Below are 23,592 nucleotides of genomic sequence, written 5' to 3' on the forward strand. Positions count from 1 at the left end.
CTAGCATTTCCTTAAATGAATACAATACACACTTCCTTTGATTGTTACTGGTAAGAAGGGACCTGATTGCGCTATAATACAAAGAGTTGAAAACAAACGGTGAAAGAAGGCTTATTATGACATTTGAAGTAGGATCAGTTTACACGTTATCAGCAACACAGGAAGTGGGAGGCGACTTTGTTTTATCAGATGGAGAAGAGATCATTGTCCTTCCAAAAGAAGAGGTGAAAGGTCACATAAAGCCGGGGGACGAGATACCGGTTTTTATTTATCAAAATAAAAAGAATGAAATGATTGCTACGATGCATGTACCGCATGTTACAAGTGATACATACGATTGGGCCGAAGTGGTCGACGGTGTAAGAGGGCTTGGTGTATTTGTGACCATTGGTTCTAAACAGGATGTTCTTGTTTCAAGCGATTACCTCCCATTACTTGAGAAAGTATGGCCAAAAAAGGGAGATGAACTATTCGTTACATTAGAAACAGATAAAAAAGGTCGTTTGTTAGCAAGACCTGCTACTGAAACTGTAGTAGAAGACTCGTTCAAAAAAGCTCCACCGGAACTTAAAGGATCTGCCATAGAAGGAAGGGTGTACCGTTCGACAAAAGTGGGCTCATTTATCATAACGGAATCTGGTTATCGCGGATTTATTCACTTTACAGAGAGAAAAGTGGAACCGAGATTAGGCGAATGGGTAGAAGGGCGTATCATTGATGTAAAAGAAGACGGCTCTATTAACGTAACATTGAGACCGGTAAAAGAAGCGGTATTGAGCGATGATGCTGAAGATATTTTCAACTATCTCATTCGTACCGGTGGAGAAATGCCTTTTACTGACAAGAGTGACCCTGAAAAGATTAGAGAAACCTTTAACATTAGTAAAGCATCCTTTAAACGTGGAATCGGTAGGTTAATGAAAGAAGGAAAAGTTACCCAAAAGGATGGGGTAACGAAGGTTGTAACTGAGGAAAAAGGTGACGAGTAATTCACTAGAGCATGGCTTACGCTGTGCTCTTTTCTGTTAGCCTGATTCGTTATGAATGTAGGATATAAGATAAAAAGGAGGAGAAAGTGTTGGAGCAGGAATGGGTTTACTATGCATTACTTTTTATAGCTGTTCTCGTGATGACTTATCTTCCAGGTGTCGGCGTGTATTTCAGGCTTTTTAATACATTTATTCATGAAAGTGTAGGCCATGCACTAGTGGCGAGGATGACAGGGGGGAGAGTTGTATCGATCTCTTTATTTCAAAATACAGGAGGATTAGCTGTTTTCCAACACCATTGGTTCGGTAAGGTCATCACTATATTCAGTGGTTATCCGGTCAGTTCATTGATGAGTGTTGTCGTTGTTTATGCAATTATGCAAGGTCTTTATGAATATGTTGCGGTTGGTTTATTTAGCTTGCTCGTTTACGGTCTAGTGTTTTGGGTGAGGAACGTGGCTGGGTGGTTTTGGGTACTTTCCGTCATAGGAGGAATCTCAATTGCTTACATGTATCTGGATTCTCTCTATTTTGAAATTCTGATTTCAACGATCGGCTTAACACTGCTTATTCAGGCATTTTCAAGCTCATGGGGAATTTTTATTTTGAGTGTTATTTCTAGTAAGAGAGCAGGGGATACAACACTTCTTGCAGAAGCAACTAAAATACCAGCAGTTGTATGGGGAATTATTTTTATGATACAAGGGACTGTTTTCTTTTTAACTGGAGTACTTATCTGGTTCGGTTACGACCTTTTAACAGTAATGAACGAGTTGATTGTAGAATAGAAAGATGGAAGAGATGCGGGGTAAAAGCGGTGCCTTCGCCCGCTGCTTTTTGGAAGGTGACAAAGTCCCTTATATAAGGCAGCGGCTCGGCTATTGCAGTCCAGTTCATTGCTTGCTAAGAAGCTTGACTCGGTGTTTCCATAGGTACCTTTGGTTCATTCGTGATGGAGATCTTACCTTTTATCATACTAACAATCATAGAGATCATGAATACAGATAAAATGGAGTAAAACCCTCTAACTAATCCGACTGAAAAAAGTCCAGTTAAGATAACGAGTGAATCAAAAACAAACATCGTCTTACCAGGGTCCAATCCAAATTTCTTTTGTAGAAACAAGGATAAAATGTTGGCACCTCCGAGTGAGGATCCGTTTAAAAATAATACAGCAAGTCCCATTCCTATAATCAACCCACCTATGACAGAACCGAGTAAAGGAGTAAGGTGAAAAGATGGAAATAGCTGTAATAATTCAGTCATAGCTGACAAGGTGGTAACAGCAAAAATAGTAGATAACGTAAATTTTGTTCCCATTTTTAGATAAGAGAGAATATAAAACGGGATGTTAATTAATATGAATGCCAGTCCGAATGATGAGCCGATCATGTAAGATAAACTCAAGGCAAGACCTGCTGTTCCACCGGTAATCACTTCTGAACTTTGTAAGATCAACACACCAAAGCTCACAACAGCACAGCCTATTATCATGTATAAAATTCTCAAGCAAATGTCACTTCCTTCAATAATCTCATCGTGTGCTTTTGACACACAAAAGTGATTATACCTTGATTGTGAAATCTGCACAAATACTTACGTAGACGCGTTTTAGCTTTACTGTGAGAAAGTTCGTGACTTTGAGCTTGAGCAGGAAAGCAAAATACTTTCTCCCTGCCAAGCCAGCATCAATAGGGAAAGGGAAGGGCGCGTATGCTTCAACTCCAATTCTAGTGTTGAAGATAATAATAAAGAAATAATTGAAACGAAAACAGCCTTAATTTAAAACCTGATGACGAAAATACCATTTCAGAAATGGTGGAACACAAATGATAATCACTAATAGCCGAGTAAGTTGCAACGAACTTACAACGGCAGGATCTCCTCCAACAAGGGAAGCAGTGAGAACCATTTCAATTAAACCACCCGGAGCCACGCTTAATAACGCAGTTGGTAAATCCAGTGTAGTGACGTAGGACAAAATGCCGCCTAAACCAAAGGAAATGATGATAAGTAAAAGGGTAACGCCACCGTAGACCAAAGTATACTTCCCTCCGACCCTCAAATCTTCAAATGATATTCTCTTACCTAGACCAATACCCACAGCTACTTGAGCACAAATCAACAGTGTTTGAGGAATATGAGGTAGCTGATGGATGAAAATATTAATTAGTGCTGTTAAGATTAATGGGATAATGACAATTCCTGCAGGTATTAAATCTCTTTGCCAAGTTCCAATAAGGATTGGTATTAGAAACCACAATGCAGATATCCCCCATGGAGTAGACTCTATATTCATAGAAACGCCAATGTCAGACTGTCCATTTGAGAATGCGAAGACTATGGCAAACGGTACGATGAATAATACAGTCAATAACCTTACTGTTTGAAAAATAATAACCATGGAAGAGTTTGCTTTTAAGGCTTCACTTGCAATGGCCATCTCTGTTAAACCGCCTGGGATCGCGCTGAACACACTTGTAATGCGGTCTACTTGTATAAATTTTGATACATAAGTGGCAATTAAGATGCTCATAAAAATGAGGAACACAGTTACTATGATGTATGGAATAAAGTAAGGACCGACAATAAGGAAGGTCTCTTTTGTGAAATATAGACCGAAATAAATACCAAGTGTAAGAAAACCAGAGTTCTTTACTGGTTCTGGAAAAAGTGCTTCTCGTTTAGTAAGACCTTGCCATATGAGTACAAAGGTTAACGCGCCAAGGACCCAAGGAAGTGGCAGGTTTAGTATGGAAAAAATAAATCCACCAACGAATCCAAGGAAAAGGGTTTCTAAAAACCGAAAGATAGAATGAGAACGCATACGTAGACTCCGATCTATTTAGAGTTTCGAATTATTTTAATTGTATCATAATTTAATAGAGGATCTTACGATCGAGTATGGAACTTTAAGCGTGTAGATACAGATACATAATGGAGGTTTGACTGGATGGATAGAGTTAGAATTAAAAAAGCAATCAGTACTATTTCAAATCATGACAAAGTAAAGCGTGCACTTAATGAACTAAAAGAAATAAGAGAATTAACTTTACGAGAACAAATTGCCATTACTGAAATCGAGGCACCTACATTTGAAGAAGCGAAACGGGGAGAGTATTTCGCCAATATGCTGAAAGAGGCCGGGGTTCAAGATATATCTACTGACAATCACGGGAATGTTTTCGGTGTTAGGAAAGGGTCAAAAACCAATAGTCCTCGTCTTGTGGTTTGCGCTCATTTGGATACTGTTTTTCCTGCAGGAACATCGGTAAAGGCAATTAAAAAGGATGGTAAAATATTTGCGCCGGGGATTGCAGACGATGGGAGGGGGCTTGCGGTCGTCCTCACCCTCGCTCGTATCATGGATCAATTGGAAATCTCTACAATTGGGGATGTCATGATTGGAGCAACCGTTGGAGAAGAAGGGCTTGGAGATTTATACGGGGTGAAGGGACTGTTTAAAGATAGAGATGACATTGATGGCTTTATCTCTATTGAACCAGGTTCTCCTCAGAGGATTATCTTCTCCGGAACAGGAAGTCGCCGTCATCGCGTAACGTTTACGGGACCCGGGGGCCATAGCTTCGGAGATTTTGGTACACCGAGCGCCATTCACGCCCTGGGCCGTGCGGTCTCTGAAATAGCGGATATCATTGTCCCCTCTGAACCAAAAACCACGTATAATGTTGGTGAAATAAAAGGTGGAACAACCGTGAATACGATTGCAGAACAGGCTTCCATGATTATCGATTTAAGGTCTACCGATCAAACAGTGTTGACTTCTTTAGAAAAGGACGTCATGGCGGTGATTGACAAGGCTGCCCGGATCGAAAGCAACAGAGGTGGGGATGGAACAATAAGTGTTTCTAAAGAGTTGGTTGGTGACAGACCAGCAGGCTCTCAAGAAGAGTCCGACCTTATCGTGCAAGTGGCTGGAGAGTGCGTAAAGCAGATTGGCCTTGAACCACTATTTAGCGCTCCAATAAGTACGGATTCAAATGTTCCCATAAGCCTAGGGGTACCGTCTCTTACGCTAGGTGGAGGGGGAGGTTTCGGCGGGGCTCATACAGTAAATGAATTTTTTGACCCGACCGATGATTTCTTAGGTCCAAGGCAGATTTTGTTAACGGTTCTAGCTCTATCAGGTGTTGATAAAGTCAGTGAACCGTTATTAGAGAAAAGAACATAAAAGAAACCGAACCCCGGTTGCGTTTCAGGGGTTCGGTTTTTTGTGAACGGACTTTTTCCTTATTGTGCCGTGTATCCGCCGTCCATAATAACAGGTTGGCCAGTGATGCCTTTCGCACTGTCGCTTGATAGAAAGATGGCGAGATCAGCAATTTCTTCAACTTGAAGTAAACGGTTTTGGGGAACTAATGGATAAATGACGTCTTCTAGCACTTTTTCAAGTTCAATTCCACGACTTTTGGCCAAGTCTTCGAGTTGATTTCGAACGAGTGGTGTATCCACATAACCGGGGCAGATCGCATTTACGGTAATGCCATGTTCTGCCCCTTCAAGAGCCGCTACCTTTGTTAGCCCGATCACACCGTGTTTTGCACTGTTATAACCAGCTTTACCGGCAAATCCAATGACGCCGTTAATAGATGCCATGTTTAAGATGCGACCAAACCCTTGCTTTTTCATATGAGGGAAAGCAATTTTGGTGGCTATGAATGGGCCGACTAACATGATTTTTAAGAGAAGTTCATATTTTTCAGTAGGGAACTCTTCAATATTGGCTACGTGTTGAACACCGGCATTATTAATCAGTACATCAATTCTCCCATGCCTTTCAATCACTTCGTTCATTGCACGTGTAATGTCTTCTTCATCTGTTACATTACAAGTGACACCGTCCACTGTAAATCCTTTATCCGCAAGACTTTTTACCGCTTTGTTTAATTCGTCTTCTTTAATATCTGATAAAACTACCTTTGCTTTTTGTTCTGCGAATCGTACCCCTATTTCAAGTCCGATCCCTCCTGCAGAACCAGTAATAAAGACCACTTTATCCTCTACCATTAAGTCCATCCTCCTTTTATTTAGTCCTCGGTTAAATGATTCCAATCGCTGCCATAACAATGATTGCTGCAACTGCTAATGTAGGAATGATGAGCCCAACTGCAGCAATATCGCCGTAAGAGTCTTTGTGACCAAGACCCGTTACTGCAAATAACGTAAGCAAGGCACCATTATGTGGCAAAATACTTGCACCAGAAGCTACAGCCGCAACCCGGTGAAAGGCTTCAGGGTTAATTCCTTGGTCTTGTGCAATCTGATAGTATTGTTCCCCCATCGCTTCTAGACCTATTCCCAATCCTCCGCCTGCTGAACCCGTTATGGCGGCAAGAACTTGAATAGACACCCCTTGCGAAATAAGAGGGTGACCAGGTATGTTGAGTAGCATAGCACTCATATCATCAAACCCTGGTGTAGCGGTTACGACAGCACCGAACCCTACAGCCGCACTAGTATTTATTACTGCCATTACCGAACCAGCAGCACCATCGTTAATGGAAGAGCTAAACTCTTTATATCGCTTAATATTAAAAGCCATCAGTAACAAGCTTCCTGCAATCAATGCTGGGATAATGGGCCAATCAAAGACATTCAACGTAATTACGACAAGCACTAAAGGAAGAATGGATAACCAAACGTTAGGGAGGTCATCCTCATCCACACCTTCTACAGCATGCTCCTCATCAGGTTCGGTGAATCTTTCATCTTTTTTAGTTAATCGATTTTCTCTCCATTTTAAGTAAAAATAGCCTCCTACAGCCATGATTAGCGCGGCAACAATCCCCATAAATGGTGCAGCCATAGGGGTGGTATTGTAGTAGACCATTGGAATTAGGTTTTGAATCTGTGGTGTACCAGGTATGGCTGTCATTGTGAATGTAAATGCACCGAGAGCAAATGTACCTGGCAAAAGTTTACGAGAAATATTAGCTTCTTTAAATAGAGCGACTGCCAATGGGTAGATGGCGAAAACAACTACGAATAAACTTACTCCACCATAGGTTAAAACAGCTGCAGCAATGAGTACGCCCAATATGGCCCGTGTTTTCCCGATTACCCTTGTTATGGAGAATGCGACAGATTGAGCTGCCCCTGTGTCTTCCATTAACTTCCCAAATATTGCACCAAGTAAAAATACAGGAAACCACTCTTGGGCAAAGTCTACAAAGCCTGTCATATACGTATCTCGATAGGTAGGCAAAACATCCATTCCGCTCATTAGAGCTACCAGTCCACTAATTAACGGAGCAATCCATATAATGGACCATCCTAAATAGGCTAACGTTATGAGAAGTAATAATCCGATAATAATACTCGTCATCTGCCATCACCTTTTTCATTGTTTGCAAATAGTGTGAACAAAGAGTGAAATGATATACCGATTTTGCAAGATAAGGGAAAACAACCTCCTTCTTAATAAGCAATAAAAAAGAAGCTGTGCTAAAGACAGCTTCTCTCTTGTTATTTTTTTTGTTGTTTTTGAATTTCTTCACTAACCACAAACGCTAAGTCATCGTTTCCAAACAAAGATAAAACACCTAACACAGTTTGATTATCGATGTGGCCGGACTCTTCTTTTGGAACAGTCAAATCAATGCCTTGCAAGAGAGCGGTATTTTTACTTTGATTTGGATAGGCTTTGGTATAGAGGTCAACAGGGTCTAGATCATTGTTTACACACCATTGGGCAAACACTAGTATCATCATGTTCTCATCTTTTTGATAGTTTTGGATAATTTGTTCTTCCATTTCTTTTTTGTTCATGAATTATGCTCCTTTACATTGCGCCTATCTCCCATTATATCGGACAAGATCTGTTAGTTCCATGATATAATGGACGAATGTAAATTGAAGGCTGGGGGAACAAAACTATGGATTTTACGATTGATTTTGCCTCCTTTTACGTTGTCCAAGTAAGTGGGCAAGGTGAGCAGGCAGAGAAAACATATAAGCATTTTCAAACATTAAACAGTGAACAGTATTTCACAAGCCCGTTAAAAGACTTCTTGGATGGAGAACTTATGAAAATTGCCAAGAGGAAAGTGGAAAAAAACCCAAAAAGTGAACAAGTTCCTACGAAAATTGGTCAATTCGTTGTGGAACCAGGTCATGAACTGGACTCCAATCCGAACTATAATTTGTTTAACCGCATCCGAACGGCAACAGCGTCTGAAGAATTTAAAACAAACAGTGACCAATTAGTAAGAGCGTACACGAATACAAGCGCTATTCGTGGTGGAGCCCTTCTTGTGATTCGCGCGAAATTGACAAAGTATATGGACGATAAATTCGTGTTTGTACTTAAATGTGACTTTGAGCCGAAAGTCGCTACCATTACAGATGAACAAACATTAATTCGCCATGTGGAGATGGCGATTACGACGAAAAATATGAAGTCAATACAGTATCCATACATGCCGGAAGAGGGAATGACGGAAGAGTGGGAGTTGAAAATTCATCAATCTTCACATGCTAGATATTTTGAAGATTTCTTGAAATATGTAGAGTACAGCCAGTCCATGCCTGAAATCGTAAAAGGTCAAATGATTGAAGCGGCTAAACAACACCTAGCTGAGACATATGAGCCTGAAAGTGAAGAGTGGCTGGAAGAAGAACAAAGTTTAGAGGCATGGTCAAATACTGAGAGCAGGCAACTTCAAGAAAAGTGGACAGAAGATCAGGTGATTGAAGCTTCGGCTCCAATATTGGATAGGCAACCTGAGATCGAGATGAAGTTAAAGCTTGATCATATAGATGTAAAAGGATTGTTATCTGATTTTGGTGATACGATCCACATTGCAAAAGTGAATGGAAAATACGTTATCATTATTGAAGGAGAGTCTTTCTCATTTGAAAAAGGAGCTTCACCGGTAGAATTTCTACAACCGGACACTTTGGATAATGTCCTAAAAAGAATAGGTCGAGGATAAATAGATGGTGTGCCAATAAAACTTTTGGCATGCCTTTTTTCAATTTGAGAGGAAAAAATACCCATCTCAGATTGAATATAAAGACTAAAATACATGATCAGTTAATGAAAAAACTATTTAGTAGATCGAAGTAATTATTTTTGAAGTAATATTGGCATCTGTTCATATTAAGAAATGTCATTTCGACAGAAAAGAAGAATGAAACTGATTAAGATGATACAGTTCTTGAAGAATTATGTCGAATGATGATGAAACGTATAGCTTTTCTGTTCCAACTAAGGCGATATACTAATAGTTGTTAAAACATTCTGAAAAGTAAGGGGAGAAGAATATGAAAAAGAAAAACCAAGTGGTCTTAAAATCGGTCGTAGCAGGAGCGTTAGTGTTTACAATCTTAACACCTACCGCTTTAGCTCACGATGCATTTGAAGGAGGAAATAAAGGGGAGGGTATAGTATTTGATCACGATGCCATTGAACAGTTAGGAAGTCCTGTAGAAGAAGGTGAAAAAAATGTCAAACACCTTCACGAGGCAGCGGCTGTTCAATTAGCAGAAGTGGATGGTGTTCAAAATAACACTGCCGACGTTTACGCTCATAAAGGATATGCATATCTAGGAACTCATACAGCCAATGGGGCTAATGGTGGGGTGAGGGTGTTTGATTTGAAAGATCCGTCGAACCCGGTTGAAATTGCTCAATTTGCCCACGATATTCCTCACACCTGGCAAGAAAAAGTCATTGTTAAGACCGTAAACACACCTCAATTTAAAGGAGATTTGGCAGTAGTAAGTTTACAGCAGACATCAAGAAATAATGCGAACCGCCCTGATAGCAGAGGTGGTATGCTGTTATATGATGTAAGTAATCCTGAAAATCCGGAACGCTTAGGTTTCTATGAGCTGGATCGTTCTATTACAGGTACACATGAATTGTATTTAACAACGCAAGGGAACCGTGCGATTGCTTTGCTTTCCAATCCATATGCCGACTATTACACCGGAGGTGAGGAAGAAGATTTTCAAATTATTGATGTAAGCGATCCTGCAAATCCTGAAAAGCTATGGGGCTTTGATCCACGTCAACTTGATGAAGTGGCTGAGGACTTTAACGGATACCATTGGGACTCTCCCGACGGAAAAACGCGACCTGTTTTCAACCATAGTGTTATTACGGACAACCGTGGTCACTATGCATATGTATCAATGTGGGACTTAGGGACAGTCATTTTTGATATTCGAAACCCTGAAGAACCGGTTTATCTTGGTCGCACTGAATATGCCGATGATCAAAAGGGAGCTGCCCACTCTGCTGCATTAGCACGCGGTGGAAATGTGTTAATCGAAACGAGAGAAGTGGCAAATCCTCATGGTGAAGGGTACGAAGATGCATACGGATACACTCGTATCTTCGATATCAAAGATAAGTCCAATCCGGTTTTACTTAGTGAATTTACGACAGAGTTAACTTTTGATTTTATAGGTTCGACTTTTGCCAATACGGTCCACGATCCTAAAGTACATGGAAATACTCTTTACCTTTCATACTATTCGGGTGGTGTGTTAGCCGTTGATATTACAGATCCAGCAAACCCTGAAGAAATTGGCCGCTATACGCCAGATCAAGGGAATGTTTGGGGTGTGTTTGTAGATAGAAATTATGTTCTCGCTTCCGACATGGGACAAGGGTTAAAAGTATTGCAAAGGAACAATGGTAACCAATCAAACTCTTCCAACGGAAACGACCGTCGAAATTTTGAGTAATGTAAATTCTGCTTTGGTTCTTAAATAGTTATTAGAAGGGTTAACTCACAAAGGTACGATAAGTGAGTTAACCTTTTTTGTTTCCTCCATTTCCTCTTACTACCCTTCCCGTCAAAAAATTACCACCAATATATTTTCCTCCTAAATAAAGAATATAGGTGATGATGATATTCTAAAGGAGGATTAAAAAGTGAACAAAAAATTAATATTGACGTTAATTGCAGGCCTCTTGATGGTCGTCTTTACTGCTTGTGGTGGTGGGGGGGACATGGGAGATGATATGGATGAAGGTGCCCGAGGCTACCGTGAAGGAAGGTTAACCGGCTACTATAATGATTTGTACCAACCCAATCCTAACCAAACGTTTGAAATTTCAAGTGACAAAACAACTGTAGACAGCCAAAGCTTTCCTCATACAAAGGCGATTCAAATCCAAGACGCAAAATTCTTAACGGATGTCGATCCAGATCAATTACATCCAGATGACCTTTACGATATCGTAAGAGACGAGTTAAACATTGAACTCCCAAATGCTCCGGAATTTGAAAGAGGAACACCTGATGTGGATGGTCCGCAACAACCGCAAAACCCACCCGTCTCCGATCCGGAACAAGAGCAAGCTAGGCAGCCTGAAGCACCACAAGAGCAACCGGCACCTGAACAGCCCCAGGAAGAAGCTGAACAGGATACATCAGACGTAGACATGGATGGTGACCTTAAGGACTTCGAAAGACAAGTGATTGAATTAACCAATGCAGAAAGACAAAATAACGGGTTAAGCACCCTTGAGACAAATATTGATCTTTGCATGGTTGCCCGTGAAAAATCCAGAGACATGAATGAAAACAACTATTTTTCTCATACAAGCCCAACGTATGGTTCACCTTTTGATATGATGCGGGATTTTGGTATTGAGTATAATGCAGCAGGTGAAAATATTGCACAAGGACAACCAACACCAGAGCAAGTGGTTCAACAGTGGATGGCAAGCCCTGGTCACCGTGAAAACATATTGAGCAATAACTACAATCAAATTGGCGTCGGATATGTATCACAAGGAAATCACTGGACCCAGATGTTTATCAACAATTAAATAAAAATTCCAACAAAAGCATGTGCACTTACAAACGCACATGTTTTTGTTATAGTAATGAAGGTAGCTTTTTCATAAAAGCGGGTAATGTAGTTACAGGTACTGATTTCGTTAAGGAGGTTACACATTATGGCAGACCAAAATACTAATAAAGAAAAAGAAACAAACAAAGAAGCAAGCAAGGAAAAGGAAAGTTTGATTAAGGTAGAAGTAGGGGAAACTGTAGATGTCATTAAAGGTGAATTTAAAGGAAGCAAAGCTGAAGTTATTGCAGCCTACACAAATTCCATTGCAGTTGAGCTAGATAAAAAACAATCCGACGGCAGCAAAGCCAGAACGGTTTTACATCATACAGAATTCAAATAAGAAAAATACCGGAACTATCACGCTTGATAGCTCCGGTTTTCTTATGTCTTTTTGAGGGCCCTCAACAAAAATAAAAAAGTAATTTAAGTTTGTCCCCGTGCATAGTGTTCAGAAGTCGTACATAAGTTGGTAGTGGTTAAGCCATCATTCTTCCATTTATAGTGCACCGTAGGTTTCACAGCTGAAGAAAAGGAGGGGGAACCTGGTGATACCTTCAATCGTTATTACTATTGCATGGGTCGTTGTTGGGGTTAGAAGCTTGCTTAAACTCGTTAATTTATTTAACGGCGGCACTAAAAATTGGCTTGAAGTCCTATTTCACTTGTCCGTCATTCTTATCGCGCTTTCATTTATATTTTAGTGAAGATAGAGGACCATCATATTTCTAAGGCTTTCAGACTGTCGAAAAAGTCTCTTTTCGGCAGTCTTTTCTTATTGTGTTAATTGTGGGTAATACTTTAGCATAAAGAAACCCACGATTTAAACATAGGTTTCTTCGAGGTTGATTATAACTACAATCATACTTTGAATTATTATTATACAGCTTCCGCATTTTTATCTATATTTGAACTAAGCTCTACATAAAAGGCTGCAACTGTAGCGTACATATAAGGGAATAGCCATATAAATCCAATTCCAAGCGTAAATACGGATACAAAAAACCAGCCAACAAAACTAAGTAACATTAAAAAGTATTTCCACTTATAGCCGTCCATCATCTCTCTACTACGAGTAATAGCTTCAAGAGGTTTGATATCAGGATGATCTCTTATAATATAATATGACTGAGAGTAGGCAATTGCTTTTATAATACCAGGAATTATAAGAAGGAGCGTCCACAGGGCAGTAAATAAAGTTGTTAATAACCCAGTACCTAACACTTTAAAATAAAACGGTTTAGAAAATCCTGTAAATGCAAGTTCAAACGAGGCATCTTCTTGCCTTATGAGTGTTAAGAAGTAAACAAACCCACCAAAGTATAAAGGGAGTAATGCAATCTGAACAAGAAGTACAATCGTTTCGACCCAAAGTGGCGCTGTTTCTTGAGCAAGCCACTGGGAAACATCACCGGTGAGTGCAAGTTCAACAAATGTAGGAACAAATCCTCCTATAATAAAGAATAAAAATAGAATACCAATGGATTTCCCCCAACTACCTGACAAACTAGAAAGAGCCTGTTTCTTTAATTGTTTGATTTTCAACATTTCCCATCCTTTCATTATATTCTCAATATCTATACATTAAAAATAATAGTTGAAAAAATAAAAACATTCTACACTCTTTTTGTGAATTATTGTGTAAATAATAAATCAGAAAATTCATACAATTATCCTAGTCATTGTTAACTATAATCGTTGATGGAACGATCTAAACAAAGGCATTATGTACCGTATTTTGGAATTTAAAAGGATTTCCCTCTCGAAGGTGAAATAAATCCATGTGAAGAACACGTATTAAAAACCTTTACAGGGAGGGAACAAATGAAAAAGAAAGTAGTATTTGCATTGGCGGTGATGTTACTCATGTCTGTTTACAGTGTTGGAGCGGCTCATTTTCACGAAACGATTGGAACGCTTGGTGAACCCGGAACGATTATGATAGGAGAACTTCCTGCAACACCAGATCCGGATAAGCCCGTTTTGCTTTTTGTACAAGGCCTTACAAACGATTCTACAGCGTGGTATGAAGGGAATGACATGTATGCAAGAGCGGTTGTGGGAGGCTACGAAACCGCATTTGTTGAGTTGTATGATTCAGGTGGCGAACCGAGAAGCTATTGGGATAACGGGGCGATGCTTGCAAACCAAATTGAACAAATATCCTCTTACTACGGAGGAAAAGACATCGTAATTATTGGGTATAGCAAAGGCGGTGTCGATGCACAAGCAGCGTTGATTCATTACGGAAAGCACCATTTGGTTCGTGATGTTGTGACGATTGGTTCCCCTCACTATGGAAGTGAATTAGCAGATCTTGCACACAGTAAATGGGCAGGCTGGTTAGCAGCCCTCATTGGTGCACGAAGCGAAGGAACTGAAAGCTTGCAGACAGGGACCATGAATCATTTTAGGTCAATTACAGATAGTCGATGGGAAGCATTTGAAAATACGTATTACACGATAGCTGGAGACCGTGCTGGCCCATTGTTCAGTTCATATTTTACCGGAGGGTTATTTATTCCAGGACCGAGTGATGGGGTTGTATCCGTTGCCAGTGCACAACTTCCCTATGGTCATAATCTTGGCATTCGTCATTGGAATCACGGCGAAGTATTACAAGGACAGCGTTCATTTCCTTTATTTGAATCGATACTATCAAGTCCCCTAATATCTAAAGAAGGAAAAGCAACAGTTGAAGAACGGGATGACGTCGATGTTCTAATTCGAGGTGGTGAGCATGAAGGAGAGAAGGTAGAGATTATTCCAATAGAAGAAGATGTTCGAGAGGTAACATTGGATTGGATCAGTTCTGAAAAACTAATGTCTGTAACTCTAGAAGATCCTAATAACCAAGTTGTGAAAGGTTCCGTAACAGTGTCAGAAGGGGAAGGATACTTCGAAGGTGCGTGGCATCACACCATTACGATTGACAAGCCATTATCCGGTGAGTGGTCCTTTTCGGCCAATTCAAAAGGAAAGAGTGGATATCTTCTACTTGCATCTTTTGATTCACCATTAAACAAACAACTGGACGTTAAAAAGGGACAGGGACATAACGGATGGGAAATATCACCTGCGTTTACTGGGGCTTTGCCTTATGGAGCCCAACCATTCAACGTTTCGTCCTTTGTAGAATATTCACCCGCGTTAAATAAACAAGGGACGAAACATTCAAGGAGACAGAAACAGTCCTTAGAGCATCGTCATCATAATAACGGAAAAGTACCTCTGCCGTTTTTAGGGGAAGGCTCTTATAATACAACAATATCCATTGAAGGCACCACACCAAATGGACAACGGTTTGAACGGACCATCATCGACTCAGTCTACATTGACCATTCGGGTAAATCATATTAATTTTGGCCAAAGCACCTCTCAAATCTCTTGAGGGGTGCTTTAATCAAACTTTCTTCACATCGATTAAATGGTTCAAGGCATTAGTAGCTTATTTGTGGATTTTAGTATGAAAAACTATGGTTACTTGGACTGGTATTAATAGATCACCTCTAGTAGACTTATAACAGAAAACACAACTTTGGAGGAATCTTATGGTCAGTCAGTATTTACCAATTATAATAATAGGTGGCCTAACATGCATTGTTGCATTAATAAGCACGATTGTAATTGGGATTAATCCCGTAGATAAAACTTACAGCAACAAGAAATCCATGAGAAAGCGGATGATCTTGTTGTCTGTTCTATACGTCGTTGCATTTGTACCTGCGCTGATATGGACAGTTGTTTATTATTATTTTTTAAGATAACTGGATTCGCAGGATTTTAAATAGATTTGGCGAATGGGTATAGTGAAAGGCCCGCTTATCTCATTGAGGGAGGGGAATACCATGCCACATCTATCTAAAGAAGAACGAGAACATGTCCGTAATGTGAAGAACAAGAAAAACGAAAACGATATACTTAAGAAGCATAATGTTGTAGGTTTAGGTATTGGACTCAAGGTAAAAAATGGCCAGCAGACAAAGACACCAGCATTAATTACCTATGTAACTAAAAAAGAGTCTTTGGAGTCGCTTAAACAAGAAGATGTCGTTCCTAGTACGGTTGATGGTGTAGAAACGGATGTAATTGAAATTGGAATGCCTAAAGTACAGATTGAAACGAAGCAAAGTGATTTGTTTCGTGCATTACCATCTAATGAACTCTCGTCTAAAATCCGACCTGTTAAAGGAGGATGGAGTGTTGGACATCCGGGAATTACTGCCGGAACTGCTGGGGCCATCGTCTATAAGCAGGAGAACAACCAATCAAGAAAGTATTTTATCCTCTCAAACAACCATGTGCTTGCAAAAAGTAACGAAGCGAGTGTCGGGGATCCCATCTTGCAACCTGGGACCGTAGACGGTGGTGTGCAGCCTGATGACCAAGTGGCTTCTTTAAGTAACTTCATTCCCATCGACTTCACACCAGAAATACCCTTGGAGGAACAAGACAATCTTGTTGATGCGGCTATTGCCGAGGGGTCGCTCCAAGAACTCGATCGTGAAGTTTACTGGAGTGGGTACGTTAAAGGGTGGCTACCAAAAGAAGAAGTGGAAGTTGGCATGCAAATAAAAAAAACAGGGAGAACGACGGGTTATACAACAGGAGAAATTATTTCAGTTGATGCAACCATCGATGTGAATTTCGGTAGCAACCGTGTAGCGAGGTTTCATGACCAAATCCTAACGACAAATATGTCCGAAGGTGGAGACAGCGGTTCCCTTGTTACGGATCACGAAAATCGTGCTATCGGACTTTTATTTGCAGGCAGCCCCCAAGTCACGATCCTAAATCAAATTGAACACGTAAAAAATAAGTTGGAAATAGACTTTTTATAAAAATGAACAATAGTAAAGTGTAATAAACAGCAACCTTTCGTCATTGCGCGAAAGGTTTTCTTGTTTTTAGGGAATTATTTTTCCTAACATGTGTATCACTTTTTTAAGTTATTCTCATTTTTCATCCTACTCAAACGAGTATGACCAACGAAATGTTTTGTTTTCATAAAAATCCTGCTATGATAGGAAATGAATGTTTACATAAACACAAGAAGTGTAGTAAAGGAGAAATCATTTTGAAACTAACACCCGAACAACGAATTCAACTGCACGATTTCAATAACCTTACGAAGTCCATGAGCTTTAACATGTATGATATATGCTACACAAAAACAAAAGAAGAGCGTCAAGCTTATATTAATTACATCGACGAGCAATACAATGCGGATAGACTTACAAAAATTCTTACAGATGTCTCTGATATTATTGGTGCTCATGTTTTAAACATCGCCAAGCAAGATTATGAACCTCAAGGAGCGAGTGTAACCATTCTTGTGGCAGAAGGGCCTGTAGAGGAAGCGCCAAACGTGGCTTTCCAAGAATCACCGGGGCCATTGCCTGAATCTGCTGTATTTCACTTGGATAAGAGCCATATTACTGTTCATACTTATCCTGAATATCATCCTGATGAAGGAATTAGTACATTTAGAGCAGACATTGATGTTTCCACATGTGGTGAGATCTCGCCTTTAAAAGCACTTAATTACATGATTCATTCCTTTGATACCGACATTATGACAATGGATTATCGTGTAAGAGGCTTTACAAGGGATATTACAGGTCATAAGCTATTTATTGATCATGATATAAGTTCAATCCAGAATTACATTCCCGATGAAGTAAAAGAAGCCTATGACATGATTGATGTAAACATTTATCAAGAAAATATTTTCCACACCAAGTGCCGCTTAAAACAATTTGATTTGAATAACTATCTGTTTGGTTACAACAAGGATAAATTATCGAAGTCCGAACAAAATGAAATTACGGATAAACTGCAACTCGAAATGGACGAAATATATTACGGAAGAAACATTACAAGAGGTTCTATGGATGAATAATTGAGGAAAACCTTTGCCGAAGGGCAAAGGTTTTTTTGTATAGTGTACGATCTATTCATTTCCTTAGATCATTTAGCGTGTACTTTATTCACACCTATCGACATCGTCTACGTGCTTTAGGTTGTTATATCCTATAGATAAAGCTTAAGTAGCTTTCATTTAAAGACGTGAAATGATTCCTTTTTAAACAAGACACTTGTACCTTAGTTCTATAAATAATTTTAATATATGGGTAATTAGAACTAAGACCTTTTAATATAAAGTAGTCTGAAAGTTATTAATTTTTGAAATAATAGATGAATTTTCTAGTATAGTGTCGTATATTATTATAATACAACTTCATATTATAACTTTTTATTTTGGGGGAGGAAAATTGTCATGAGTCAAAGAGATTTGGGTCAAAACGGTCGTGAGCAGTGGGCTACAAAGATAGGGTTTATGCTTGCTGCTATGGGATCGGCTGTTGGATTAGGGAACATCTGGCGTTTCTCTTATGTGGCTGGGGAAAATGGGGGAGCAGCGTTCTTACTAATCTACATTGCTATGATCTTGCTGATCGGTATTCCAATCATGCTAGCAGAGTTTTCGATTGGGCGTCGTGCGCAGAGTGATGCTGTTGGGTCATTTGAAACACTTGCACCTAAAAAGCCTTGGGTCGTTGCCGGTTTCTTGGGTGTAGCTTCTGCTTTTATCATTTTGTCTTTTTACGGTGTTATTGCTGGTTGGACAATGAAGTATTTCACAGGTTATTTAACAGGGGGATTATGGTCTGAGCCTGGAGAAGGATATGTTGATTACTTTGTTAATTTCATCACTAGTCCACTACAACCACTTCTCTGGCAATTCATTTTCATGGCACTAACTGTGGGTATTGTTTTTGTTGGGGTTAAGAAAGGTATTGAGAAGGCAAATGTTATTTTAATGCCAACTCTTGCGATTCTATTAATTATTTTGGCTGGATACAGTCTTACACTAGGTGGCGCCAGTGAAGGTCTTGCTTTCCTATTCTCTCCTGACTGGAGTGTTTTAGCTGAACCTGGTATTTACCTAGCCGCATTAGGTCAAGCGTTTTTCTCTTTAAGCTTAGGGATGGGTGCTTTGATTACGTACGGTAGTTACCTTTCTAAAAAAGAACAATTACCAGGTGCTACGGCTGGAATCGCAACGATGGATACTCTTTTTGCCGTCATTGCAGGTATTATGATTTTCCCAGCAGTATTTGCCTTTGGTGGTGAGCCAAGTGATGGTGTAGGACTTGTATTCTTTACACTTCCAAACATCTTTGAAAGTATGCCTGGTGGGGTTATCGTCGGTTTAGCCTTCTTCTTCTTACTCGCAGCGGCTGCATTATCTTCTGCTATTTCGCTTCTTGAAGTAGCTGTAGCATACTTCATCCGTAAGTTTGGATGGACGCGTAAGAAGACGGCGTTAATCATTGGTGGTTTAATTTTCTTACTAGGGGTTCCTTCTTCTCTAGGTCAAGGACTTCTATCGGATATTTCCATCATTGGTGGCAGAGATATCTTGGACAGCTTAGATTTTATTGCTTCCAACATCTTCCTACCACTTGGCGGATTGATGATCGCATTGTTCGCCGGTTGGGGTTGGAAGAAAGCAGAAGTTTTGGAAGCATCCAATTTCGGCTCTTCAACTCTAGGTGCAATTTGGCTTTTCCTCTTGAAATTCGTCGCACCGGTCGCCATTTTACTCGTATTCTTGGCGTCGATCGGGATTCTTTAATAACACAACCTCTTCAATTTAAATACGTATCATTAGCCCGGTAGGAGAAAACACTCTTACCGGGCTTTTTAGATAGATTATGTATGTTGAGGTTAACGTGGTAAGTCCGTTAGATTAACCTTTTTTCATTTGCCTAAACGGACCATTCCATGTATGGTTATGTATAGCATAAAGTAAAAGGATGACCATCATGAACGATCAAAAAACATACCTCTATCTTTTTAGATATACGGAAGAGGAACAACCGCTCTGCAAAATGGAAATGCGGGCGTTCTTTGGATTTGACACAAACTCGCACAACATAAAAACACCAATAGAAGTAGATCCAAACCGAAGTCCGTTTATGAGTGAACGTATTGAGGTATGGTTTGAAGATAAGACAATCGAAGGCATTATTAATAAGGTTGCATGTTTAGGTGAAACAGGAAAAACCTTCAAACTCTCTTATGTTAAGAATCGCGATGAAAAAGGAGTGTCGTTTCAAGAAGCAAAAGTACTTGAACGAAAAGTCGGCTTGAATATAAAAGGTAAAGCTAATTTGTCAAACCCACACGATCATTATGGGTTGTATTATGATAAAGGGGTTTGGTATTTTGGTAAACTCGTTTACAGTAAACTAAACTCGGCTCAACACCAAAACAAACCTCACGAATATTCAACGGCACTAAGTACCCATATTGCTAGAAGCATAGTTAATATTGCGGTGCCCAAAACTGAAGGAATAAAAGTGATTGATCCATGCTGTGGGATAGGAACCGTCTTAATTGAAGCGTGTTCAATGGGCGTTTCAATTACTGGTAGTGATGTAAACCCGAAAGTCATGTATGGCTCAAGAAAGAATCTCGCGCATTTTGGATACGATTGTAAAGTGTCATTACAAGATATTAAAGATGTAACTGAAGAGTATGATGTTGCTATTATTGATATGCCTTACAATCTATGTTCTGTTTTAGATCCTAAAGATCAGTTGGAAATGTTAAAGAGCGCCCGGAGGTTTGCTCATCGGGTTGTTATTGTAACAATTGAACCGATTGATGAAGCTATTTCACAGGCTGGGCTTATTATCAATGATCGCTGTGTTTTTAGAAAGAACGGCCGATTTAAAAGAGAAGTGATGGTTTGTTCGTCAAAATACTAATATTTACTTAACTGTTTGACTAAGGAGGGCGGCATGAGTAAGTTTATCGATTTTTTAGAGTCTCATATTGGACCGATTGAACGAGGGTGGATAAAAGACCCCACAGGTAAACAACTTCCATTTCAAATTGTTAAATTTAGTGATGGGCCACTACCTGACACGACGACATATTGTACCCTCGGCTTGAGTAATGAATTGTTAGGGGATGCAGGTGAAAAGGAACATGTCCGCCAAGAGCTTGTGTTTGCTACATATGACCAATTTCAAGACGAAGCTATACCTTTCATCATGCAAAATGTTGGAGCAATGGCAATGAGAAACAAGGTACCTTTCAGAAGAGGGGATGTGATAGGCCCTTATGGACCTATGTTTAACGAATCTCATATGGAAGCTTTTTATGTTACACTACCTGTTTACTACCCCTCGCAGTTTGAAGTTTATGAAATTAATGAGAAAGTTTGCATTCAGTTACGATGGCTTGTTCCCATTACGGTCGACGAAGCTACATTTATTGAAGAAAAAGGGTGGGGACATTTTGAAGATTTATTAGAAGAGTCAGAACCAGACCTTATTGACATAAATAGACCTTGTTTGATAGGTAGGTAGATTAGAAATGGGATACCTAAAATGAAGGTAATCATTGTCGGAGACACACACATGCCAAAACGAGCCACTCATTTACCGATGAGACTTAAAGTTGAATTGGAGACTGCCGATCGTATTATTCATACTGGAGACTGGAATTCAATTTGTGTATATGATCAACTCAAGCAATTTGCACCAGTTGATGGGGTAGCGGGAAACACTGACGACAAAGAGATTCTTAAACGCTTTAAACATAAGGAACGTATTTCTATCAAGGGGTTTAAGATCGGGTTGGTTCACGGTCACGGCACAAAAAAAACAACAGAAAAAAGGGCGCTTGAATCGTTTGAACCTGACTTGGACCTCATTATCTTTGGACACTCCCATATTCCATATACAAGATACCATAATAAAACACTGCTTTTTAATCCTGGCTCTGTTACAGATAAACGAAAACTTCCTTATTACTCTTTTGGGGTGATGCATATAGAAGAACACATTTCATTGACACATGTGTTCTTTAATTAATCGTGTTTTTCATATGCTTGAGGAATATAGCTAATAGATTGGGGTATTTCTCTTTGAAGAGTTGTTCGTAGCTGTATGACAGATAATAATTTGAGAACGATATTAAATCAATGGCTGCTGGCTTACACATTGATTGGAGGCCGTGTAAAAAGTCAGCCGTTGTCGTATACAATCCATCACCGAAAGGGAGCATCATTCCTGTTACGATTGAGCCTTCTTGAGGAGGTGTGAACCTCTCTTTGTATACAACGACGGTCTTCGTCTCCACATCGAAAATATCGTCTACATCATAAATGCGGTTCGATTTCGAATCGTTTGCACCGAGATAAAAAAATCCAGGCGAGCAATATTGCCATTCATTAATCATAAAAAGGGTGTAGGGAGTTAGACTACTTTGGATGGTAGGAATTCTTCGTTCGAGGAAGGCTTGAAAAATCGTTTTATTTTTTCTGGCAGCAGGGACGCAATAGATCATCCATGTAGTCAGTTGGGGAAATGCCTGATCGGGCATTTCTTTAAAAATCGGATATTTGTTCTTTAATACTTCCCAATGCTTCATCATATATGACTTATAATGTGTTGTGGCGTATTCATGAAACAAATCCATTACATACAAAAGTTCTTCTCTTTCAACTTCTGTAAGAGGTTTTCTTTCTTCAAAAGAGGTGAATTGAAATATCATTAGCGCGCCTCACTTTCAATGATAGGGGATTTTTTTGGGGAACTTATGTTCTGTATTGTACACTAGCGAAGAATCAATTACCATACTTTTTTGGGAAAATAACATTTATGAGGTGGCATGATGACAGTGAATAAAGAGAATCAAGACATGCGAGTATTCAGCTTAAATTCTAACGATCCATTGGTTGATGAAATTGTTAAAGAGCTAAACATTGAAAAAGGCAAAAGTACGATCAAACGATTTAGTGATGGGGAAATACAGATGAATATAGAAGAGAGTATTCGTGGGTGTGATGTATATCTCGTTCAATCTACTTCTCAACCAGGAAATGAGTATTTAATGGAACTGTTGATCATGATCGACGCAATGAAACGAGCTTCAGCACGAACGATCAATTGTGTCATCCCTTATTTCGGGTACTCACGTCAGGATCGAAAAGCCAGATCAAGAGAACCGATTACAGCAAAATTGATTGCTAATCTCCTTGAAAAAGCTGGTGCTGATCGCATCATTACTGTTGATTTGCACGCACCGCAAGTACAAGGATTTTTTAATATTCCCGTCGATCAACTTCTTGCTTTTCCAATTCTGTCATCGTATTTTATCGAGAAAAACTTGGAGAATCCAGTCATTGTAGCTCCAGAGAATGGAGGAGTTATTAGGGCAAGAAAATTAGGGGATGCATTGGATTGTCCAATTGCTTTAATTGATCGCAATCGTAGTATGCCAGGCAGAGGTCATATGGATATTATGGGAGAAGTAGCAGGTAAGACCGCCATTATTATTGATGATATGATTGACACAGCGAGAACAATTAGAGCAGCATCAAGTGAGTTACTTGCACGAGGAGCTAAGGAAGTTTACGCTTGCTGTACTCACCCTGTTCTTTCCGAACCTGCTATAGACAGAATCAATGAGTCGGATATCGTGGAAGTGGTAACGACCAATTCCATATTCCTTCCGGAAGAAAAGAAGACTAACCGGCTAAAAGTACTTTCATTGGCACCTATTTTGGCAGAGGCCATTACAAAAGTTCAAAACGACGAATCGGTGAGTACACTTTTTGAATAAAAATCAAGTGCATTCTTAATAACATGGCGACTTGCGAGGTGCCAACCGTTTTCGTTCAATCCATGCAACCCACTAATGGTTTGCAGAGGAGAAGCGCAGCATTTCTACTGGTTCGTCGGCAATT

23 protein-coding genes are annotated in these 23,592 nt (G+C 39.7%); 16 read left to right on the plus strand and 7 right to left on the minus strand.

Annotation, left to right across the window (positions count from 1 at the left end):
• The first annotated feature begins 116 nt into the window (after positions 1-116).
• Together G476_RS0108135 and G476_RS0108140 are read left to right on the plus strand one after the other, a co-directional pair.
• Complete coding sequence (locus G476_RS0108135) at positions 117-989, plus strand: CvfB family protein (RefSeq protein WP_026689664.1); 873 nt, start codon at positions 117-119, stop codon at positions 987-989.
• Positions 990-1,078: 89 nt separating this feature from the next.
• Positions 1,079-1,777, plus strand: coding sequence for a M50 family metallopeptidase (locus G476_RS0108140; protein WP_026689665.1), 699 nt, complete (start codon positions 1,079-1,081; stop codon positions 1,775-1,777).
• A gap of 115 nt (positions 1,778-1,892) precedes the next feature.
• On the opposite strand, the gene G476_RS0108145 is transcribed toward G476_RS0108140, so the two are convergent.
• Positions 1,893-2,498, minus strand: coding sequence for a YitT family protein (locus G476_RS0108145; RefSeq protein ID WP_026689666.1), 606 nt, complete (start codon positions 2,496-2,498; stop codon positions 1,893-1,895).
• 268 nt (positions 2,499-2,766) lie between these two features.
• Entirely contained in the window at positions 2,767-3,816 is a 1,050-nt protein-coding gene (locus tag G476_RS0108150) for an AbrB family transcriptional regulator (protein WP_026689667.1), read from the minus strand.
• A gap of 126 nt (positions 3,817-3,942) precedes the next feature.
• Between G476_RS0108150 and G476_RS0108155 the strand changes: the two genes are divergently transcribed.
• The gene (locus G476_RS0108155) at positions 3,943-5,181 is read left to right on the plus strand and encodes a M20/M25/M40 family metallo-hydrolase (protein ID WP_026689668.1); all 1,239 of its coding nucleotides are present in this window, start codon (positions 3,943-3,945) and stop codon (positions 5,179-5,181) included.
• Between the two features lie 59 nt (positions 5,182-5,240).
• On the opposite strand, the gene G476_RS0108160 is transcribed toward G476_RS0108155, so the two are convergent.
• From G476_RS0108160 to G476_RS0108170, 3 genes are all read right to left on the minus strand, one after another.
• Positions 5,241-6,017: a 3-hydroxybutyrate dehydrogenase gene (locus G476_RS0108160; RefSeq protein ID WP_026689669.1), complete on the minus strand. Its 777-nt coding sequence runs from the start codon at positions 6,015-6,017 to the stop codon at positions 5,241-5,243.
• A gap of 31 nt (positions 6,018-6,048) precedes the next feature.
• A complete protein-coding gene (locus G476_RS0108165) occupies positions 6,049-7,335 on the minus strand; it encodes a GntP family permease (RefSeq protein WP_026689670.1) in 1,287 nt (428 codons plus the stop codon).
• A 140-nt stretch (positions 7,336-7,475) separates the two neighbouring features.
• A complete protein-coding gene (locus G476_RS0108170) occupies positions 7,476-7,778 on the minus strand; it encodes a hypothetical protein (protein ID WP_026689671.1) in 303 nt (100 codons plus the stop codon).
• A 107-nt stretch (positions 7,779-7,885) separates the two neighbouring features.
• Between G476_RS0108170 and G476_RS0108175 the strand changes: the two genes are divergently transcribed.
• The 5 genes from G476_RS0108175 to G476_RS23515 all read left to right on the plus strand — a co-directional run bounded on the left by G476_RS0108175 (position 7,886) and on the right by G476_RS23515 (position 12,526).
• Positions 7,886-8,944, plus strand: a complete 1,059-nt coding sequence (locus G476_RS0108175; protein ID WP_026689672.1) for a DUF3900 domain-containing protein — start codon at positions 7,886-7,888, stop codon at positions 8,942-8,944.
• A 331-nt stretch (positions 8,945-9,275) separates the two neighbouring features.
• Positions 9,276-10,706, plus strand: a complete 1,431-nt coding sequence (locus tag G476_RS0108180; RefSeq protein WP_026689673.1) for an LVIVD repeat-containing protein — start codon at positions 9,276-9,278, stop codon at positions 10,704-10,706.
• Positions 10,707-10,896: 190 nt separating this feature from the next.
• The gene (locus tag G476_RS21530) at positions 10,897-11,799 is read left to right on the plus strand and encodes a CAP domain-containing protein (RefSeq protein ID WP_051314712.1); all 903 of its coding nucleotides are present in this window, start codon (positions 10,897-10,899) and stop codon (positions 11,797-11,799) included.
• A gap of 129 nt (positions 11,800-11,928) precedes the next feature.
• The gene (locus tag G476_RS21535; protein WP_035186286.1) at positions 11,929-12,165 is read left to right on the plus strand and encodes a hypothetical protein; all 237 of its coding nucleotides are present in this window, start codon (positions 11,929-11,931) and stop codon (positions 12,163-12,165) included.
• A 205-nt stretch (positions 12,166-12,370) separates the two neighbouring features.
• Positions 12,371-12,526, plus strand: coding sequence for a hypothetical protein (locus G476_RS23515; protein WP_156906535.1), 156 nt, complete (start codon positions 12,371-12,373; stop codon positions 12,524-12,526).
• A 175-nt stretch (positions 12,527-12,701) separates the two neighbouring features.
• Here G476_RS23515 and G476_RS0108200 read toward each other — a convergent pair whose 3' ends face one another.
• Positions 12,702-13,370 carry a DUF975 family protein gene (locus G476_RS0108200; RefSeq protein ID WP_169720881.1) on the minus strand — a complete coding sequence of 223 codons (669 nt, stop codon included), beginning with the start codon at positions 13,368-13,370 and terminating at the stop codon, positions 12,702-12,704.
• 276 nt (positions 13,371-13,646) lie between these two features.
• Between G476_RS0108200 and G476_RS0108205 the strand changes: the two genes are divergently transcribed.
• The 7 genes from G476_RS0108205 to G476_RS0108240 all read left to right on the plus strand — a co-directional run bounded on the left by G476_RS0108205 (position 13,647) and on the right by G476_RS0108240 (position 21,715).
• Positions 13,647-15,182, plus strand: a complete 1,536-nt coding sequence (locus tag G476_RS0108205) for an alpha/beta fold hydrolase (protein ID WP_026689675.1) — start codon at positions 13,647-13,649, stop codon at positions 15,180-15,182.
• 488 nt (positions 15,183-15,670) lie between these two features.
• Positions 15,671-16,663: a hypothetical protein gene (locus tag G476_RS0108215; protein ID WP_051314714.1), complete on the plus strand. Its 993-nt coding sequence runs from the start codon at positions 15,671-15,673 to the stop codon at positions 16,661-16,663.
• A 236-nt stretch (positions 16,664-16,899) separates the two neighbouring features.
• Positions 16,900-17,724: an adenosylmethionine decarboxylase gene (gene speD / locus G476_RS0108220; RefSeq protein WP_026689678.1), complete on the plus strand. Its 825-nt coding sequence runs from the start codon at positions 16,900-16,902 to the stop codon at positions 17,722-17,724.
• Between the two features lie 378 nt (positions 17,725-18,102).
• Positions 18,103-19,464 (plus strand): sodium-dependent transporter, encoded by a 1,362-nt coding sequence (locus G476_RS0108225; protein WP_026689679.1) that lies wholly within the window; start codon positions 18,103-18,105, stop codon positions 19,462-19,464.
• Positions 19,465-19,654: 190 nt separating this feature from the next.
• Positions 19,655-20,602, plus strand: coding sequence for a TRM11 family SAM-dependent methyltransferase (locus G476_RS0108230; RefSeq protein ID WP_084405670.1), 948 nt, complete (start codon positions 19,655-19,657; stop codon positions 20,600-20,602).
• 33 nt (positions 20,603-20,635) lie between these two features.
• The gene (locus G476_RS0108235) at positions 20,636-21,208 is read left to right on the plus strand and encodes a suppressor of fused domain protein (protein ID WP_026689681.1); all 573 of its coding nucleotides are present in this window, start codon (positions 20,636-20,638) and stop codon (positions 21,206-21,208) included.
• A gap of 21 nt (positions 21,209-21,229) precedes the next feature.
• Positions 21,230-21,715, plus strand: a complete 486-nt coding sequence (locus tag G476_RS0108240; protein WP_026689682.1) for a metallophosphoesterase family protein — start codon at positions 21,230-21,232, stop codon at positions 21,713-21,715.
• Here the strand turns inward: G476_RS0108240 and G476_RS0108245 are convergent.
• Positions 21,708-22,397: a hypothetical protein gene (locus tag G476_RS0108245; RefSeq protein WP_026689683.1), complete on the minus strand. Its 690-nt coding sequence runs from the start codon at positions 22,395-22,397 to the stop codon at positions 21,708-21,710. The two genes, G476_RS0108240 and G476_RS0108245, sit on opposite strands and share 8 nt — an antisense overlap.
• 120 nt (positions 22,398-22,517) lie before the next feature.
• On the opposite strand from G476_RS0108245, the gene G476_RS0108250 reads away from it, so the two are divergent.
• The gene (locus G476_RS0108250; protein ID WP_026689684.1) at positions 22,518-23,468 is read left to right on the plus strand and encodes a ribose-phosphate diphosphokinase; all 951 of its coding nucleotides are present in this window, start codon (positions 22,518-22,520) and stop codon (positions 23,466-23,468) included.
• Positions 23,469-23,592 lie beyond the last annotated feature (124 nt).

Origin of the sequence: Alteribacter aurantiacus DSM 18675 (assembly GCF_000429705.1) — a bacterium.
Classification (GTDB): Bacteria; Bacillota; Bacilli; order Bacillales; family Salisediminibacteriaceae; genus Alteribacter; species Alteribacter aurantiacus.

Excerpts from the sequence above, each read along its gene's own strand:
- G476_RS0108135 (WP_026689664.1), top strand. The coding sequence starts at position 117 with ATGACATTTGAAGTAGGATCAGTTTACACGTTATCAGCAACACAGGAA.
- G476_RS0108150 (WP_026689667.1), bottom strand. The coding sequence starts at position 3,816 with ATGCGTTCTCATTCTATCTTTCGGTTTTTAGAAACCCTTTTCCTTGGA.
- G476_RS0108155 (WP_026689668.1), top strand. The coding sequence starts at position 3,943 with ATGGATAGAGTTAGAATTAAAAAAGCAATCAGTACTATTTCAAATCAT.
- G476_RS0108160 (WP_026689669.1), bottom strand. The coding sequence starts at position 6,017 with ATGGTAGAGGATAAAGTGGTCTTTATTACTGGTTCTGCAGGAGGGATC.
- G476_RS0108165 (WP_026689670.1), bottom strand. The coding sequence starts at position 7,335 with ATGACGAGTATTATTATCGGATTATTACTTCTCATAACGTTAGCCTAT.
- G476_RS0108170 (WP_026689671.1), bottom strand. The coding sequence starts at position 7,778 with ATGAACAAAAAAGAAATGGAAGAACAAATTATCCAAAACTATCAAAAA.
- G476_RS0108175 (WP_026689672.1), top strand. The coding sequence starts at position 7,886 with ATGGATTTTACGATTGATTTTGCCTCCTTTTACGTTGTCCAAGTAAGT.
- G476_RS0108180 (WP_026689673.1), top strand. The coding sequence starts at position 9,276 with ATGAAAAAGAAAAACCAAGTGGTCTTAAAATCGGTCGTAGCAGGAGCG.
- G476_RS21535 (WP_035186286.1), top strand. The coding sequence starts at position 11,929 with ATGGCAGACCAAAATACTAATAAAGAAAAAGAAACAAACAAAGAAGCA.
- G476_RS0108200 (WP_169720881.1), bottom strand. The coding sequence starts at position 13,370 with ATGTTGAAAATCAAACAATTAAAGAAACAGGCTCTTTCTAGTTTGTCA.
- G476_RS0108205 (WP_026689675.1), top strand. The coding sequence starts at position 13,647 with ATGAAAAAGAAAGTAGTATTTGCATTGGCGGTGATGTTACTCATGTCT.
- G476_RS0108215 (WP_051314714.1), top strand. The coding sequence starts at position 15,671 with ATGCCACATCTATCTAAAGAAGAACGAGAACATGTCCGTAATGTGAAG.
- G476_RS0108225 (WP_026689679.1), top strand. The coding sequence starts at position 18,103 with ATGAGTCAAAGAGATTTGGGTCAAAACGGTCGTGAGCAGTGGGCTACA.
- G476_RS0108230 (WP_084405670.1), top strand. The coding sequence starts at position 19,655 with ATGAACGATCAAAAAACATACCTCTATCTTTTTAGATATACGGAAGAG.
- G476_RS0108235 (WP_026689681.1), top strand. The coding sequence starts at position 20,636 with ATGAGTAAGTTTATCGATTTTTTAGAGTCTCATATTGGACCGATTGAA.
- G476_RS0108240 (WP_026689682.1), top strand. The coding sequence starts at position 21,230 with ATGAAGGTAATCATTGTCGGAGACACACACATGCCAAAACGAGCCACT.
- G476_RS0108245 (WP_026689683.1), bottom strand. The coding sequence starts at position 22,397 with ATGATATTTCAATTCACCTCTTTTGAAGAAAGAAAACCTCTTACAGAA.
- G476_RS0108250 (WP_026689684.1), top strand. The coding sequence starts at position 22,518 with ATGACAGTGAATAAAGAGAATCAAGACATGCGAGTATTCAGCTTAAAT.